The sequence below is a fragment of the Marinagarivorans algicola genome (assembly GCF_001292705.1).
Lineage (GTDB): Bacteria > Pseudomonadota > Gammaproteobacteria > Pseudomonadales > Cellvibrionaceae > Marinagarivorans > Marinagarivorans algicola.
Genome location: NZ_LGAK01000017.1, coordinates 87,815 through 105,065, shown reverse-complemented (window position 1 = coordinate 105,065; position 17,251 = coordinate 87,815). Strand labels below are relative to the sequence as shown.

The following is a 17,251-nucleotide window of genomic DNA, read 5'->3' as shown; positions in this document are numbered from 1 at the left end:
CCCTCTTGCGTGGCACCCCAACCAATCACTTTAAGAGTGTCACCTGTACCGGCTTGGCTATTGTTTAACGCCAAGCTAGGTAAGCGAGCATAGCGACTCACCAGGCTTGTGGGCACTGGCCTTTCTAACTTTAATAATGCAATATCAAAACCTGTTCTTACACCACGATAACTCGGGTGATTAAAGTAGCTTCCTACTTCAAACCTATTACGAGCCCTTTCTTCTCGCTGATCAAAAACACCCGCAATCACAGTGACTGATGAACCAGGATCAAAACAATGTGCAGCACTAAGCACCCACTCACTAGATATTAAGCTACCGCCACACGAAAAAACACGACCACCGCGACGCACCTCAACATACACCATCCAAGGGTGCTCTCCACGAGTTGCCTGCTGGCCACCCACAATTTGAGGTACCAAGGCACCAGATACAACAGGCAAGTCGGTATCGGCTGGCATAGTTACTGGCTGTAAAATAGGCTCCAATGCATCAAATTCACTCTCGGCATTGACAGGGTTGTGGGTAAACAAAACTAAAAAAGATAAAACGGCAGAACTCAAAAGACTGTGTCGCTTTCGTGAAAATATTGTCGTCATTCTATTACTCCAATATGCAGGTTATTGTTTAAGAGCTGAATAAAAAATTAAAAATTGATAACCACTGAATAATTAAAGAGTATTACGACACCCAACATCACCCCTTACAATTTATTAACCGGTTCTTAAACAGCTCTATTTATAGACGAGCCATAAAAAAAATCACTCAACAAAAAAAATATTTTAGGACAAAACCCTAAGGCTCATCACTTTAGTATTAATAATGTCTATTTTATCTTTGATTAGTGGCACAAAAACCTTTTTATTCGTACTATTTTGGTGCTTTTATTTTTTAATGCCTTAAAAAATAACGGCCACAGCGTGTAACCCTCTATCATCGCTATAATTTGAAATAAAAAATAGCTAAATCTATTACAAAAAAATATTAAAAAGTAAGCCGATTTTTAAAAGAGGTATCCGGCGAGTATTACACAAAAATCTCATAAAATAATGTAAGCCCAAAAAATAAATACCCCATAAAAAGTAATGATTTTTATGGGGTATTTAACATAGATTTTATATAACTGTTGCGTCAAAATAAAAATCTTACCTACTAAAAATCTTACCTAAATAAAAGTCTCAACCAACTAAAAAATCTCAATCAATAAATTACTAATGGATTATATTTTGGGTATTTAAACACAGGCGACTTATATAGCACCCAGATACAACATAGACATGTAGAGCTTAGATATTGCACCGGGATATATACAGCGAAACTTAGTAGAAGCACATAATTGAGAAGCATAAATCATGAGTGGCTTGCATAGCTCGGCTTCATTAGCGCACAATATCTGTACCGTTATGACACTGATTTATTTTTGACAGCCTGCTGATGGTAACGCCCCTGTATTATTCCGTATTCAATTATCGTCCACCTAAACAGGTCACTCTATATAGGCATGTCGAGTAGAGGTTGCATTGCTTAATGGCCATGACTGTTTGAATATTGTAATTCGCGATATACTGGCATGTCTTTTTCTTATACTGGTACGTCCGTGATTGAACAAACAGAGTCTATGCTCGCTAATTTATTAAATGACCTACCCCATACCTCTCTGCCTATTTACGCCAAAGTAAAACATGCCATTACCCATAAAATATCAACAGGCGAGTGGCAAGAAGATCAGCGTGTTCCCTCAGAAACAGAGCTGGTCAAAGCACTAGGCGTTAGCCGTATGACAGTCAATAGAGCCCTAAGGGAACTAACCGCAGAAGGATTGCTGACCCGCCAACAAGGCTTAGGAACATTTGTCGCTAAAAAAAAGGCGCATTCTGCCCTGTTTGAAGTACATAATATTGCAGACGAAATTGCAGCACGTGGCCATAAGCACAAAGCTGCGTTATTGGTCATTGAGTCGGGGCAAGCCAGTGTTGAAGAGGCCATGATGCTGGGCGTACGCACGCACCATACCATCTTTCGCTCGGTTGTTTTACACTTTGAAAACACGCTTCCCATTCAAATTGAAGAGCGAGTAGTAAACGCCACTCTAGCACCTGAATACGATCAGCAAGATTTCACGCAATACACATCTTATGAATATTTAATGCAGGTAGCTCCCATGACCGAGGGCGAGCATTTAGTCGAAGCCGTTTTACCCTCTGACATAGAGTGTGAGCGATTACGTATTGATGCAAACGAGCCGTGCTTACAAATAAAACGGCGCACCTGGTCAGGCGATGATATTGTAACAGCAACACGGCTATTACACCCCGGTTCGCGATTTCAGTTATTTGGCCATTTTGGGCGCTAATATTACCGCTATAGATTTAGGTTTAGGTTTCAGGCTTAATTTTTTAGCCTCTGGTTTTTTAATTGTATAAATTATTCATTGTACATAACCTTTTTAATCACTTGAATAAATGCCAAGCGACTAGGCTCATCGTACTCGTGCGTGAAATTTTTAATCACCTGCTTACCCGCAACAAAGACGTCTTTAATCAAGTTTTGATGGCAGGCAAATAACCAACGATTCATTATATCTTTGGGGTGGCTTGCAGCGATAAAAGGATTAGCCTCGTCTAACACCATAAAGTCAGCTCGGTTGCCCACGGTTAAACCCAGCGATACATCACAAGCTTGATTACCGCCTTGGCGTGCTTGAGCAAATAGATTATCGCCCACACTGGGTTGGCTTGTGCTGTGTAGGCGATTACGCTGCTGGTCTCTTAAGCGCTGACCGTATTCTAAAGTGCGCAACTCTTCGACTAGCGACAAGCTGACGTGACTATCAGAGCCAATACCCCAGCGACCATTAGCCGCTTCAAACTCGGTAGCAGGAAATATTCCATCGCCTAAGTTCGCTTCGGTGGTCGGGCACAGACCTACTACCGCTTGGCTATTGGCCATGCATTGCACCTCTTGCTTGTTAACATGTGTAGCATGCACCAAGCACCAACGATTATTTAAATCCACGTTATTATGCAACCACTCAACAGGGCGCTGGCCGCTCCAACTCAAGCACGCTTGCACTTCTTTTTGTTGCTCTGCAATATGAATGTGTACCACTTTATGCCGATCAAGCTCGTGTAGAACAGTATTCATTTGCGCTTTGGTCACAGCACGTAATGAGTGAAAACAAATACCGAGCTTATGCAATGACTGCGCATGTGATTTTTTAGACGTACATAACTCAGGCGTTAGCGCTTTTGCACATGCGTTGTGTAAATCAAGGTAAGATTGAGTGGAATGAGTAAAACGCGCCTGATCTGCTGTCGCCTGTCGCCCACCAAAACCAGAGTGCGAATACAACACCGGTAAGAGAGTGACACCAATACCTGCCACATTGGCCGCCTCAATCACGCGCAAGGCCATTTCTTCTGGCTGGCTATAGGCTTTGCCTTGCGGGGCATGATGCAAATAATGGAACTCGCCAACTTGGGTATAGCCCGCTTTTAGCATATCGATATAAAGCGCCGTTGCAATAATTTGGGCATCTTTTGGCGTCAGCTTTTGTACGATGTTGTACATCACATCGCGCCAACCCCAAAAGCTATCATTAGGGTTTACACTGACCTCGGCAGTACCAGCCATTACCCGCTGAAACGCATGCGAATGCACATTGGCCATTGTAGGCAGTACAGGGCCAGCAAGATGTATAGCGCCCGCAAGTGCAGTACTGTTTGATGTCATACTCACAAAATGACCCCGACACACTTCAAATAAAACATTCTGCGCCCAGCCTGCTTCCAGCAAAGCATTCTTTGCAAAATAATAATACGATGCGTCGTTTACGCTCATTTAGCGACCTCTATGATTGTGCTTTTCAAAGTGGTTATACGTACGCCCAAAACGCGTATCCAAAACCCTGTATTACCGCGTGCTATAGAATCATATTGTATATACAAGATGCAAAAATAAATACTCAGCAGGCTATTTTATTGTATAATTTTTTGATTGTATTGATCACTCAAGTATTAACAGGCAATAAAATAATACATAAAATTGACGTGATATCTTAGTAATAGACTATAAATAACTGATGATAATGAGAATAAAACCAAAGCCTACAACAAACATCGGCTCAATCCAATAAAAGCTTGCATAACCAGACATTAGATTTTATCTTAAAACATGTTGTATATACATTTAAAAATTTAACGCTGAAAAGGTTAGTCAAATGAATCATAAAGCATCGCCTCACACTCGTTATCGCCAAGGTACTATTAAAGCCGCCACAGGCTCTCAGCTCACCGCAAAGTCGTGGTTTACCGAGGCACCTATGCGCATGCTTATGAACAATCTCGACCCCGACGTCGCCGAAAACCCAGAAGAGCTAGTGGTTTATGGCGGCATTGGCCGGGCGGCACGCGACTGGCCAAGCTATGACAAAATTGTTGAGACACTCACCCATTTAGAAGACAACGAAACCTTATTGGTGCAGTCAGGCAAACCTGTGGGCGTATTCAAAACCCACAAACATGCGCCGCGCGTTTTAATCGCCAACTCAAACCTAGTACCACACTGGGCAACTTGGGAGCACTTTAACGAGTTAGATGCTAAGGGGTTGGCCATGTATGGCCAAATGACAGCAGGCTCTTGGATTTATATTGGCAGCCAAGGCATAGTACAAGGTACCTATGAAACCTTTGTAGAGGCAGGACGCCAACACTTTGATGGCAGTCTCATGGGGCGCTGGGTATTAACCGCTGGGTTAGGTGGTATGGGTGGCGCACAACCCTTAGCAGCAACGCTCGCAGGCGCGTGTTCTTTAACTATAGAGTGCCAACAAACCAGCATCGACTTTCGCCTAAAAACCCGCTACTTAGACGAGCAAGCAAGCAACTTAGATGACGCCTTAGCGCGCATTAAACAATACACACAAGCAGGCCAAGCGATTTCGATTGGCCTATGCGGCAATGCCGCTGACATTTTGCCCGAAATGGTGCGCCGCGGTATACGCCCAGATATGGTGACCGACCAAACCTCTGCACACGACCCACTTAATGGCTACCTACCTATTGGCATGCACTGGGATGAGTACCGCGCAAAAAGCAAAACGCACCCAAGCGAAACCATTAAAGCGGCTAAACAATCTATGGCCAAGCATGTTGAAGCTATGCTGGCATTTCAAAAAATGGGAGTTCCCACATTTGACTACGGCAACAACATACGCCAAATGGCATTCGAAGAGGGGGTGGCAAATGCTTTTGATTTTCCAGGCTTTGTACCGGCCTATATTCGCCCATTATTTTGCCGTGGTGTAGGTCCCTTTCGCTGGGTGGCACTTTCTGGGGACCCCGAAGATATTTATAAAACTGATGCCAAAGTCAAAGAAATTATTGCCGACGACACTCACTTACACCATTGGTTAGATATGGCGCGTGAACGCATTCAGTTTCAAGGCTTACCCGCGCGCATTTGCTGGGTTGGCCTTGGCCAAAGAGCAAAATTGGGGCTAGCCTTTAACGAAATGGTACGCACCGGCGAGCTAGCAGCCCCGATTGTGATTGGCCGCGATCATTTAGACTCAGGTTCGGTGGCTAGCCCAAACCGCGAAACAGAATCCATGCAAGACGGTTCCGATGCGATATCTGACTGGCCCTTATTAAATGCCTTATTAAATACGGCATCCGGCGCAACATGGGTGTCGCTTCACCACGGTGGCGGTGTGGGTATGGGCTTTTCGCAGCACTCGGGCATGGTGATTGTATGTGATGGTAGTGACGACGCAGCGCAGCGCATTGCCCGTGTTTTAACTAACGACCCCGCTACCGGTGTCATGCGCCATGCCGATGCTGGCTATCAAGCCGCTATTGACTGTGCACAGGAGCAAAATCTACATTTGCCCATGATCACGAGAAGCGTTATTTAAAGCCACTCAATGCAGCACTTATGCGGCATTCGGGCAATACTAGAATGACACGACAGCGACATTAAAAATTATTAAAGACAGCAGCGTCATGACTACCTGACGTCATGACCTACACAGCATAAGAAAACGTGTCATCACACCGTTTATTAGAGGCATAACATGTTTAAAATCGTCATAAAGCCGGGTCAATTAACCTTAAACGATCTACGTCAAATTAGCCGCCGCAACGTGGAACTCACGCTCGATAAAAGCGCCGCACCAGCCATTCACGCCAGCACCGAAGTGGTTAACCAAGTGATTAGTCAAGACCGCACCGTGTATGGTATTAATACCGGTTTTGGCTTACTCGCCCATACCCGTATAGCTGCAGAAGATTTAGACAACCTGCAACGCAGTATTGTTTTATCTCACGCGGCAGGCATTGGCGCCCTAATGGATGATAAAACCGTTAAACTCATTATGGCATTAAAAGTTAACAGCCTCGCCCGTGGATTTTCGGGTATTCGCTTATCAGTGATTGAAGCGTTACTCACGTTAATTAATAAACAGGTATATCCGTGCATTCCTAAAAAAGGCTCAGTAGGCGCATCGGGTGATTTAGCCCCATTGGCGCATATGAGCGCAGTATTATTAGGTGAAGGGCAAGCGCGTTATAACGGCGAAATTATCTCGGGCAAAACCGCCCTAGCTGTTGCTGGGTTAGAAGCCATCACGCTGGCCCCAAAAGAAGGCTTGGCATTATTAAATGGCACGCAAGCCTCTACCGCCTTTGCACTTGAAGGTTTATTTGAAGCCGAAGATTTATTTGCATCAGCAGTCACTTGTGGCGCATTGTCGGTAGAAGCGGCATTAGGCAGCCGCAGCCCCTTTGATGCGCGTATTCATGAAGTGCGTGGCCATTCAACACAAATAGATGCCGCGGCCGCTTATCGACATTTATTGGGTGACATAAGCGAGTTAGGCCGCTCGCATCAAGATTGCGAAAAAGTACAAGACCCTTATTCGCTACGCTGCCAACCGCAAGTGATGGGTGCCTGCTTAGCGCAAATTCGCAATACCGCTAGCGTGCTATGCATAGAAGCCAATGCTGTTTCAGATAACCCACTGGTTTTTGCCGACTCGGGTGACATATTGTCTGGGGGTAACTTTCACGCAGAACCCGTTGCCATGGCGGCCGATAATCTAGCTTTAGCGATTGCCGAAATTGGCAGCTTATCTGAGCGTCGCATGGCGCTATTAATCGACAGCAACTTAAGTAAGTTACCGCCGTTTTTAGTCGACAATGGCGGTGTCAACTCAGGCTTTATGATCGCCCAAGTCACAGCGGCAGCCTTAGCCAGCGAAAACAAAACCTATGCCCACCCTGCATCGATCGACAGCCTACCCACCTCGGCCAATCAAGAAGATCATGTTTCGATGGCCACCTTTGCAGCGCGACGTTTAAAAGATATGGCCGAGAACACACGTGGAATTTTGGCGGTTGAAATTCTCTCGGCGGTACAAGGGTTAGATTTTCGCTCACCCCTTAAAACCAGTGAACGGTTAGAGCAAGTACGCGCCGAATTACGCGCCCGCGTACCCTTCTACGACAAAGACCGCTACTTTGCTACCGATATTGAAAAAGCCAACGCCTTGCTGCTCGAAGCCGTTCACAATCGCATTATGCCTGCAAACTTATTACCCAGCTTAATCGAATAAATAGCGAAATAAATAACAGCGCGTCATGTAATAAATAATAAAAGGTATAGGGAGTCAATGTATGGCGCAACTAAACGCCCCTCTTGTATTAGACAGCCTTTGGTATGGTGCACATATAGCCACCATGAAAAATGGCCACTACAACATTATTGAGCATGGCGCTATTGGAGTTTTAGCAGGCCTTATTGTTTGGGTTGGCCCCGCCTGCGAGCTACCTAGCTACCTAACAGCAACAGAGCACGACCTTGGCGGTGGTTGGGTAACACCGGGGCTCATTGATTGCCATACGCACCTTGTGTTTGGTGGCAACCGCGCAGGCGAGTTTGAACAGCGCCTCAACGGCATTAGCTATCAAGATATTGCCAAGCAAGGCGGCGGTATTGCCGCCTCGGTCAAAGCAACACGTGATGCCAGCGAAGCTGACTTATTTGCTAGCGCGCACCGCCGATTACGCCACTTAATGAGTGATGGCGTGACCACGGTTGAAATAAAATCTGGTTATGGCTTGTCATTAGACAGCGAATTAAAAATGCTACGCGTCGCTACCGCGCTGGGCAATGAGCTAGCCGTTACAGTTAAAAGAACCTGCCTAGCGGCCCACGCCATGCCGCCAGAGTTTGATGACAAAGACACTTATATTCACTACCTATGCGATACGCTTTTACCTAAAATTGCCGCTTTAAATATGGCCGACGCTGTCGATGCGTTTTGTGAAGGCATTGCTTTTAGCCCCGCACAAATACAGCGCTATTTTAAAAAAGCACAAGCACTGGGCTTAGCGGTAAAAATTCATGCCGAGCAGCTATCTTCATTAGGTGGTACTCGTATGGCAGCCACCTTTAACGCCCTATCGGCCGACCATATTGAATTTATTGAGCCTGCCGATGTAGAGGCCATAAAATTATCCGGCACCGCTGCCGTATTATTGCCTGGCGCCTTTTACACACTCAAAGAAACACAAGTGCCCCCTATTCATTTATTGCGCCAACACCAAATCCCGATGGCCATAGCCACTGATGCCAACCCCGGCACATCGCCGGCATTATCTTTACGCTTAATGATGAATATGGGTTGTACCTTATTTGGTTTAACCCCAGAAGAAGCCTTAGCAGGCACAACCCTGCATGCCGCAACAGCGCTGGGAATATCTCATTCACATGGCTCTTTAGAGACAGGCAAAGTTGCCGACTTTATTTGCTGGGATGTAGAAAGTCCAGGCGAGCTAAGCTATTGGTTAGGCGGGCAATTAGTGAAGCAACGTATTCAAAACGGAGTGCCAACACAATGAACGGCAGCATTGATAGCGACATAAACAATATTAATAACGATATTAATAACAATATTAATAACAACAGCACACATTCTTTTACCTTTAACCCAAGCGATACGCCGCTGCTTGTTAGCATGCCGCATTCAGGGTTGCTACTCACCCCAGCGGTTGCACATGGCTTAACCACAAAAGCCCAAAAACTGCCCGATACCGACTGGCATATACCGCAACTGTACAATTTTTTAGCGCCCTTAGGGGTAGGCTGTATTCAAGCAAACTACTCCCGTTATGTCATCGATTTAAACCGCCCCGTAAATGACCAACCCTTGTACCAAACCAAAACCACAGGTTTATTCCCTGAGGTTTTATTTGACGAGAGTGACATCTTTCAAGAAAGTAAGCGGCCCACTAGCGCCCACAAAAAATACGCCAAAAAATACATATGGCAGGCCTATCACACACAAATAAAACAAGAGCTAGCCCGCTTAAAAGCCAAATTTGGCTACGCTATTTTATTCGATGCACACAGTATTGCACCCAAAGTCCCTATGCTATTTGAAGGTACTTTACCAGACTTTAACTGGGGCAATAATGCGGGTTTATCGTGCGATTGCGCATTACTCCAAGCACTCGAAAATACTATTGCACCACATTACACACAAGTCAGTAATGGTCGCTTTAAAGGCGGCTACATAACCCGCCACTTTGGCCAGCCCCAGCAAGGTATTCACGCCATACAATTAGAGCTATCACAAGCGACTTACCTCAATGACCTGCAAGCGACACATAACAACTACCAACTAGATGCAAACAAACTCCCCATCATAAAGCAACAGCTTAAGGCCATTATTCAGGCCTGCTTACTCGTTGTGCCAAGCTTGGCAGCTAAAATACCTTAGGGTTGAAGGGCATTTGGACTGGTTGCAGGCATGCATTCAGCAAAAATACTGTATCCGAGAGTTTATGGGTACCTACCCCCTCATAGGCGTATGAAAATGGTAAAATCCGCAATCAACAATTGTTAACGGACGGCACCATGTCAAAAACGTTTGAAATTCAAGGGCTCATTCATTCCATTGGTGAAACGACGGAATACGGCAATAACGGTTTTACCAAAAGAGAGTTTGTCATTAAGCTTACAGGCGACGATGAAAACAGCGCGTACCCCAACCACATAGCCTTAGAGCTCATTAAAGATAAATGCGCTCTCATGGACAGCTACAAAGAAGGTGATGAGATTAAGGCTTTTTTTAGCCTTTCGGGTCGCTTATGGTCTGGTGGTGGCAAACCCGAAAAGTGCTTTACCAGCTTGCAAGCTTGGAAAATAGAAGCCATAGGCAGTCACCCCGCCACAGTAACACAACCCGCTGCACAAGCCCCACAAGAGACGTTTACCCCAGCTACTGCCCCTATCGCTGCAGCTAAGACTAACACCTTTAATAATGCGTTTGATGACGATATTCCTTTTTAAAGGTGGCAATGATTTTGACGCAGGGGCACACACCCCAATAGTATGCCCTCATAAAAAACAGTTCAGATCAATGATTCCAGACACATTTCTCTGCCACTGTATGCTGTGAACTTTTACGCTCATAGGCTACTCGTGAAAGGTCATGATGTGAGAAGCGAAAACGGCAATTATGGTAATATTTCATATGTAGGCCAACGCCTCTCCTCATGCCTTTACGGTTATGCTGCAGCACTTTAAAAATCCAGTCCTGCTTTACATTGCCTAATCACGAGCATCAAGGATGCCTGATATTCTTGTAAGGACAATTGCAAATACAACAATTAATGCCCCAATCCAAGGTGTATCCATTAATTCCATATTTTCGACAATGACGCCACCAGTAATTGACCCAATAGCAATACCAATATTAAAAGCGGCAATATTTAACCCTGAGGCAACATCAACAGCATTGGGGGTATACTTTTGAGCTAACTGAACAACATAAACTTGCAGCCCAGGAACATTACCGAAAGCAAATGCGCCCCATATAAGAACGGTTAAAACAGCACTAATTTGGTTTCCTGCGGTGAAGGTAAAAACAAATAAAATTAATGCTAATGCTGAAAAAATAATTTGCAATGCTTTTATAGGTCCTATTTTATCTGCAAGCTTTCCACCCCAAATATTACCAATAGCAACAGATACGCCATAGACCAACAAAATGAGACCTATTGAACTTGATTCAAATCCAGAGACTTGTTCAAGTATTGGAGCTAGGTATGTAAACGCGACAAAGGTTCCGCCGTAACCAACAGCAGTCATTGCGTAGACCAATAGTAGGCGTGGTTGAGTGAGTACTTTTAATTGCTCTGAGATTTTTGCAGGCGCTGCTTGTTTTAAATTAGAAGGCACCAAGATTGCGCTCCCGATTAATGCAACTAAACCAAGAATTGATACGATTAAAAATGTCGCTCTCCAGCCCAATTCTTGGCCAATCCAGGTACCTAATGGTACACCTGTTACCAAAGCAACAGTTAAACCAGTAAACATGATGGCAATAGCACTAGCTTCTTTTTCTTTTGCAACTAGACGAGTAGCAATTGTTGCCCCTATTGAAAAAAACACACCATGCGCTAAGCCTGTCAATATTCTAGCTAGGACTAATGTTTCATAGCTAGGTGCCTGCCAAGCCAAAAGATTACCTAATACAAAAATACCCATTAACGTCAAAAGTACGGATTTACGATTCCAGCGACCTGTTAGGGCGGTAAGTACAGGTGCCCCAATGGCAACCCCCAGTGCATACAAACTGACTAATAAGCCAGCTGATGGTAAAGAAACACCTAAATCAACTGCAATAGTTGGCACCAAGCCAACTATAACAAATTCAGTGGTTCCTATAGCGAATGCGCTTAACGTAAGCGCGAGTAATGCTAAAGGCATATGATTAACTCTCTTTATATAGGTTGTAAAAACACTGCAACGCGTAATTCATCGTAACGCTTCAGAGATACCGAAATTAGGCACTAATGAATCATCGACTGGGTCACTCAAGCCATCTGCGACTTTGTGCGCCTAGACTTTGTGCTCCCTGGCTTTATACTCCAGCAAAGTCTAATCCTGCATATTTCTATATAGGTGCACTGTCTAACCCTTGCTTGCCCTGCAAGGCCCGGCGCTTAAATGCCCAGAAAATAATCCATCAGCACCCTAATAAGATGAGGTTTATCAGCCTGGCTGAATTGTTACAATTCATCTACGTATTGCTGTGCCGTGATGTGATCGATAGGAATTATGCACAAGAATTCTATTGTTAAAAACAGGGGTTTTAACAATATATATTTGTTAAAATTGCAAAAATAATACCCTATTAAAAGTACACCGATGGTGTCATTTTGGCAGGAGAAACTAGTGAGCATTATGAAAACAAGATCAGATGATTTGGAAATCCTACTTTCCGTTGTCGATACTGGCGGGTTTACTGCCGCAGCAGAGAGTCTAGATATACAGGTTGCGCGGGTGTCGCGAGCGGTGAGCAAGGTAGAAAGTCAACTTGGTGTGACGATATTAAATCGAACCACAAGACAGATTGAATTAACAGATGAGGGGCGGAAATTTGTTAATTCAGTACGATTAGGGTTGACGCAGTTACAGCAAGCAGAAGAAGACATAATATCCGGCGGCGAGCTACCTAAAGGGCGATTGCGTATCGATGCTGCCAGTCCTTTTGTATTTCATCAGTTAGTACCCTTGGTGCAACCGTTCAATCAAGTTTATCCTGATATTGAGTTGGAATTAACATCCAACGAAGGCATTGTGGACTTGCTAAAAAAGAAAACCGATATCGCCATTCGAATTGGTGCATTAAGTGACTCAACGCTATATGCAAGACCCCTTGGCAGAAGCTTGCTTTACATTGTTGCATCACCTGATTATTTAGCAAAGCGAGGCTTTCCTAATAAAAGTAGTGACTTAGCTCGTCATAATACCATTGGTTTTTCAGAGCCAAAAACACTCAACGATTGGCCCCTAAAAGGGTTTACTGGGCTAACCCCAACCCTGATTGCAAGTAGCGGTGAAACGGTTAGACAACTCACTTTGATCGGGAATGGCATTGCTTGCCTATCAGGATTTATGGTGAAAAAAGACATTGCCGAGGGAAGATTAATGCCTTTATTAGAAGGTGAAAAAACTAGCCTTTCAGGTAGAGAGCAAATTAACGCTGTTTACTATAAGTCTTCTTCTGTTGCTAAAAGAATTTCTGCTTTTATCGATTTTATACAACCCAAGCTGGATCTTTAAATCGCTCAAAGCGAGGTTAATCAGCATCTCATTTAGGCTGTTTTTCTGATATTGAGCAAAAGTAATTGCTTAGAAAAGTCAATATCCCATCGATATCCAAAAGTACCTCATTAATACTGCCCCGCCATTCTTATCTAGCTCTAAGTCAATAATCTCAGGCTTGTAACATAAAACAAAGCTAAGAAATTTTCTGATTTTATTAAGCTAATTCAAAGAGTTCATCACTATAGTGCTCCGCTGTTTTACTCGGCTGTTGATACCAAGCAACCTTCCATAACTTTAACCATCCCCGGTTAACAATAGAAGACCCTGCCCGATCAAGTCAACACACCTGAGTTTAGCTAAAGATATTAACTGGTTTAGCATAATTTCGCAGATTACTGCCCCAGTCTAACTCAATCTAATTCGATGAATAACTCAGGTATAGCCTGTCACTAAGGCTCTGTATTATGCTTACTAAGTTTTTAGTGTTCTATCTAATATATATCTAATATGACTATCTCGCGCATACTATCTCACCTTAAAAACATCAAATATTTTAAATTTAAATAACTATTTTTAAATTGAGCGTTTAAATAAAAAAATGTGTATATGCACCAAAATACCCTAGCGCGCACCAAATTAAGGCTAAATTTAATCATAAAAAGCACCAATATCTTAGCGCTCCCCTAATGTATTGGTTAATAGCCTTGATAGCCTTTTGTTGCAGCTATTTCTCGATATCAATATTTTAAAAACTACCACTGGGCATATCATTAGCAATAATAATTAAAATGACACATAAGAAAATTCTGCGTCTGCAATTACTCAGTTTATCCATACAAAACATTGGCAGATTTTAACGACGCACCAAAGTGGCGCTTACTGAAGGCAGAATTAAGATACTCCAAAAAGCTATGACGCCAAACCTTATCATCTGATGCATAAAACTCTCTTTACTAGCCCAAAAAGACCCTCGTGCGCCTGTCATAAGGCGTACAGAGGTCAACTCGTCACCCACTTAAGTACTTTATCAAATCACAATATCATGCCATTTACGTAAGCATAACAAGCCAGAAGGACATCCAATAAATGAGTCGGCGCAATACTTGCTTTAGTAATGATTATTCAATGCTATTTATATTTTTAGCAACCCAATAATCACTCTGGAAATGATTACCAATTACAGTACCTAACCATCAAGCGCGAGGCATAACATGACTACCAATACTATCAAGGATACAGTTTTTTTTAAGCGGTCTGCAATATCGGCTGCAGTGGCAGGGCTTACACTTTATGTGGCTGGTGTCGATGTACTGGCACAGCAAAATCAAGCTGATACAACATTAGAAATTGAAGAAATTGTTACAATCGGTACCCGTCGTGAAGCTCGCTCAGCAGCAGATACGATTGCACCTATTGATATTATTAGTGCGAATGATATTCAAGACCAAGCGGGTGTTGATATTTCAGATTTAGTTCGCACAGTAGTTCCATCTTATCAAGTTAATACCCAGCCAATTTCTGATGCAGCCACCTTGGTACGCCCTGCCAACTTACGCGGTTTATCGCCAGATAACACACTGATATTACTTAATGGTAAGCGCCGCCATCGCGCTGCGGTTATCTCTTTTTTGGGAGGAGGTATTTCTGATGGTGCTCACGGCCCTGATATTGGCGTATTCCCGACATTAAGCTTAAAGCAAGTTGAGGTGTTACGTGATGGCGCATCATCACAATACGGCGCCGACGCTATTGCAGGCGTGATGAACTTTACCTTAAAAGATGCCAATGAAGGAGGGAGCGCAGAATTAAAGTGGGGCTCAACCTATGAAGGCGATGGCGACAACTTAAAGCTAGGCATTAACTTTGGACTACCGCTAGGTAGCGAGGGTTTTTTGAATGTTACTGGCGAGTTTTCAGAGGCTGACGGGACTTTTCGCTCAGCGCAACGCGACGATGAAATTGCTATTATTGAGGCCGGTAATACTGCACTGAGAGATATCAGTGTAAATACGGTAACAACCGAATCGGTGCAATATTGGGGCTCACCCGATATTGAAGATGATATTAAATTTGCGTTTAACTCAGCCGTCGCCTTATCTGAAAGCGCTGAGCTTTATGCTTTTGGTAATTACGCCAACCGCACCGTAGAAGGCGGCTTCTATTTTCGTAACCCCACCAATCGCAGTGGTGTCTTTGAAGGCCCATTAGTTGATCCCAGTACAGGTGCAGCACTTAACGATGGCGGCGTACCCTCTGTTTTAGTCGGTGATTTATCGCTAGAAAATACCGGTGATTGCCCAGCAGGCATCCCCTTAACAGGCACCAACAATCTTATCCCAGATGCTGATATTTTAGCTGCTGTGTCTGCAGACCCTAACTGTTTCTCATTTATTGAAATGCTACCTGGCGGTTTTACCCCGCGCTTTGGCGGTGAGGTGTCCGATCACTCCTTTATTGCCGGTGTTAGAGGTACCTTCAATAGTGGCCTGTCTTATGATGTTAGTTTTACACTAGGGCAAAATAAAGCTGAATTTTTTATTAAAAATACCATCAATGCTAGCTTAGGTCCCAATACGCCCACCGAATTTAAACCCGGTGCCTACACCCAAAGCGATAAAAACTTTAACCTTGACTTAAGCTACCCACTGGCCGTTAGCGCTTTTGCATCTGATTTAAATATCGCTGGCGGTTTTGAGTTTAGAGAAGAAGAGTTTGATATTAAAGCCGGTGATGCAGCCTCTTTTGCTATCGGCCCACTCGCAGCAGCTGGTGGTGCCTACCCTACAGGTCAGGGTTTTTCTTCTAGTTCCAACGGCTTTGGCGGCTTTACAAGAAACACCAATGACACGCAAGACAACACGGCATTTTATCTCGATTTAGAAGCCGATGTAATTGATGCGTTAACATTGCAAGCGGCCATTCGCTATGAAGATTTTAATACCTTTGGCGATACCACTAACTACAAAATAGGTGCACTCTTTCGGGCAACAGACACCCTTGTATTTCGCAGTACCTACTCTACAGGCTTTCATGCACCGACCACAGGTCAAGCCAATGTAACCAATGTAACCACTCAAGCGGTTGGCGGCGTATTGGTTGATCAAGGAACTTTACCTTTAAGCTCTGCCGCCGGCCAATTTGTGAATGAAGAGCTAGGTGGCATATTTACACTGGGCCCAGAAGATGCCACAAACTTTTCGATTGGCTCAGGCTTTGACTTAGGCCCTGTAAGCTTTACGGTTGATTATTTCAAAATTGAAGTTGATGATCGCATTGCTATTACCGACCAGCAAGATTTTAGATCGCTACTGACAGGCGTTGCTGATAGAGAGGGTGTTACCTACCCCGATGAGCCACAAACCAGCCAACTATTAAACGCACTGGACTCGGCTGGCATAATCAAGGCCAGTGATTTTGCAGGCTCAGAAGATTTAGTGTCTTTTGGCTTTTTTGCGAATGATTTTGATACCAAAACACAAGGTATTGACCTTGTAAGTAGCTTGCCCCTCGACTTTGGCTATGGCTCCACGACCGTCGCACTTGCACTAAACTGGACAGAGACCAAAGTCACCCGCCGAGGCAACCTGAGCGATACCCGCTTGCGCCAACTCGAAGATGCACTGCCTCAATACAAAGGTAATATCAGCCTACGCCATAACGCCGATAACTGGCGTGCACTGGCCAGAATCAACTACCATAGCGATTACTTTGAAGCACATCTAGACGATGGCACGCTCCCCATCGAAGGCTCAAGCGCCTACACCGTCGACGTCGAGTTTGGCTATAACATGACACAAAGCGCTGAGCTCATTATCGGCGCAGCTAATGTGTTTGATCAGTATCCCGACGAGAATCCATGGAGTGGCATAGCGGGAGCCAAATACCCTGCCACAGCACCGTTTGGCTTTACAGGCGGGCAATACTATATCCGAGCGCTGTATAACTTTTAAATGTATTGGCAGTCTATTAAAAATTAACACTGATAGGCTGCCAAATTAAGACTCGAGCTATGAAAAAAAGACTCTGCCGAGTCAATAATTCAGACCCCCATCACTTAAAAAAAACAGGCATGTTAAACGCTAAAAATCTCTATTGATTGACATGAACAATTAATCCGCATGTGAAACAGTTA

The 17,251-nt window shown here is 44.1% G+C and carries 11 protein-coding genes; 8 read left to right on the top strand and 3 right to left on the bottom strand.

Features of this window, described 5'->3' with window-relative positions:
• A partial coding sequence (locus tag AC438_RS07845; protein WP_162230710.1) for a S1 family peptidase occupies nucleotides 1–563 on the bottom strand: 563 nt, incomplete at its 3' end.
• A 1,034-nt stretch (nucleotides 564–1,597) separates the two neighbouring features.
• Here AC438_RS07845 and hutC point away from each other — a divergent pair.
• Nucleotides 1,598–2,353: a histidine utilization repressor gene (gene hutC / locus AC438_RS07840; protein ID WP_238376346.1), complete on the top strand. Its 756-nt coding sequence runs from the start codon at nucleotides 1,598–1,600 to the stop codon at nucleotides 2,351–2,353.
• A gap of 71 nt (nucleotides 2,354–2,424) precedes the next feature.
• On the opposite strand, the gene AC438_RS07835 is transcribed toward hutC, so the two are convergent.
• A complete protein-coding gene (locus tag AC438_RS07835) occupies nucleotides 2,425–3,840 on the bottom strand; it encodes a formimidoylglutamate deiminase (protein ID WP_053980694.1) in 1,416 nt (471 codons plus the stop codon).
• 379 nt (nucleotides 3,841–4,219) lie between these two features.
• On the opposite strand from AC438_RS07835, the gene hutU reads away from it, so the two are divergent.
• The 5 genes from hutU to AC438_RS07805 all read left to right on the top strand — a co-directional run bounded on the left by hutU (nucleotide 4,220) and on the right by AC438_RS07805 (nucleotide 10,353).
• On the top strand, nucleotides 4,220–5,914 hold the full coding sequence (gene hutU, locus AC438_RS07825; protein ID WP_053980692.1) for a urocanate hydratase: 1,695 nt from the start codon (nucleotides 4,220–4,222) through the stop codon (nucleotides 5,912–5,914).
• Between the two features lie 159 nt (nucleotides 5,915–6,073).
• Complete coding sequence (hutH, locus tag AC438_RS07820) at nucleotides 6,074–7,612, top strand: histidine ammonia-lyase (protein ID WP_053980691.1); 1,539 nt, start codon at nucleotides 6,074–6,076, stop codon at nucleotides 7,610–7,612.
• Nucleotides 7,613–7,673: 61 nt separating this feature from the next.
• Entirely contained in the window at nucleotides 7,674–8,900 is a 1,227-nt protein-coding gene (gene hutI / locus AC438_RS07815) for an imidazolonepropionase (protein ID WP_053980690.1), read from the top strand.
• Nucleotides 8,897–9,781, top strand: coding sequence for an N-formylglutamate deformylase (hutG, locus tag AC438_RS07810; RefSeq protein ID WP_082354028.1), 885 nt, complete (start codon nucleotides 8,897–8,899; stop codon nucleotides 9,779–9,781). The genes hutI and hutG overlap by 4 nt, the downstream gene beginning before the upstream one ends.
• A 137-nt stretch (nucleotides 9,782–9,918) precedes the next feature.
• Nucleotides 9,919–10,353, top strand: a complete 435-nt coding sequence (locus AC438_RS07805) for a DUF3127 domain-containing protein (RefSeq protein WP_053980689.1) — start codon at nucleotides 9,919–9,921, stop codon at nucleotides 10,351–10,353.
• A 261-nt stretch (nucleotides 10,354–10,614) separates the two neighbouring features.
• Here the strand turns inward: AC438_RS07805 and AC438_RS07800 are convergent, their stop codons facing one another.
• The gene (locus AC438_RS07800) at nucleotides 10,615–11,775 is read right to left on the bottom strand and encodes an MFS transporter (RefSeq protein ID WP_053980688.1); all 1,161 of its coding nucleotides are present in this window, start codon (nucleotides 11,773–11,775) and stop codon (nucleotides 10,615–10,617) included.
• A 477-nt stretch (nucleotides 11,776–12,252) separates the two neighbouring features.
• Here AC438_RS07800 and AC438_RS07795 point away from each other — a divergent pair, with 477 nt between their 5' ends.
• Nucleotides 12,253–13,134: a LysR family transcriptional regulator gene (locus AC438_RS07795; protein ID WP_053980687.1), complete on the top strand. Its 882-nt coding sequence runs from the start codon at nucleotides 12,253–12,255 to the stop codon at nucleotides 13,132–13,134.
• A gap of 1,196 nt (nucleotides 13,135–14,330) precedes the next feature.
• On the top strand, nucleotides 14,331–17,069 hold the full coding sequence (locus AC438_RS07790) for a TonB-dependent receptor plug domain-containing protein (protein ID WP_053980686.1): 2,739 nt from the start codon (nucleotides 14,331–14,333) through the stop codon (nucleotides 17,067–17,069).
• Nucleotides 17,070–17,251: the final 182 nt, after the last annotated feature.

Bases quoted from the DNA above. Each gene is read 5' to 3' on its own strand.
- hutI (WP_053980690.1), top strand. From the start codon at position 7,674: ATGGCGCAACTAAACGCCCCTCTTGTATTAGACAGCCTTTGGTATGGT.
- AC438_RS07790 (WP_053980686.1), top strand. From the start codon at position 14,331: ATGACTACCAATACTATCAAGGATACAGTTTTTTTTAAGCGGTCTGCA.
- AC438_RS07835 (WP_053980694.1), bottom strand. From the start codon at position 3,840: ATGAGCGTAAACGACGCATCGTATTATTATTTTGCAAAGAATGCTTTG.
- hutU (WP_053980692.1), top strand. From the start codon at position 4,220: ATGAATCATAAAGCATCGCCTCACACTCGTTATCGCCAAGGTACTATT.
- AC438_RS07805 (WP_053980689.1), top strand. From the start codon at position 9,919: ATGTCAAAAACGTTTGAAATTCAAGGGCTCATTCATTCCATTGGTGAA.
- hutH (WP_053980691.1), top strand. From the start codon at position 6,074: ATGTTTAAAATCGTCATAAAGCCGGGTCAATTAACCTTAAACGATCTA.
- AC438_RS07800 (WP_053980688.1), bottom strand. From the start codon at position 11,775: ATGCCTTTAGCATTACTCGCGCTTACGTTAAGCGCATTCGCTATAGGA.
- hutG (WP_082354028.1), top strand. From the start codon at position 8,897: ATGAACGGCAGCATTGATAGCGACATAAACAATATTAATAACGATATT.
- AC438_RS07795 (WP_053980687.1), top strand. From the start codon at position 12,253: ATGAAAACAAGATCAGATGATTTGGAAATCCTACTTTCCGTTGTCGAT.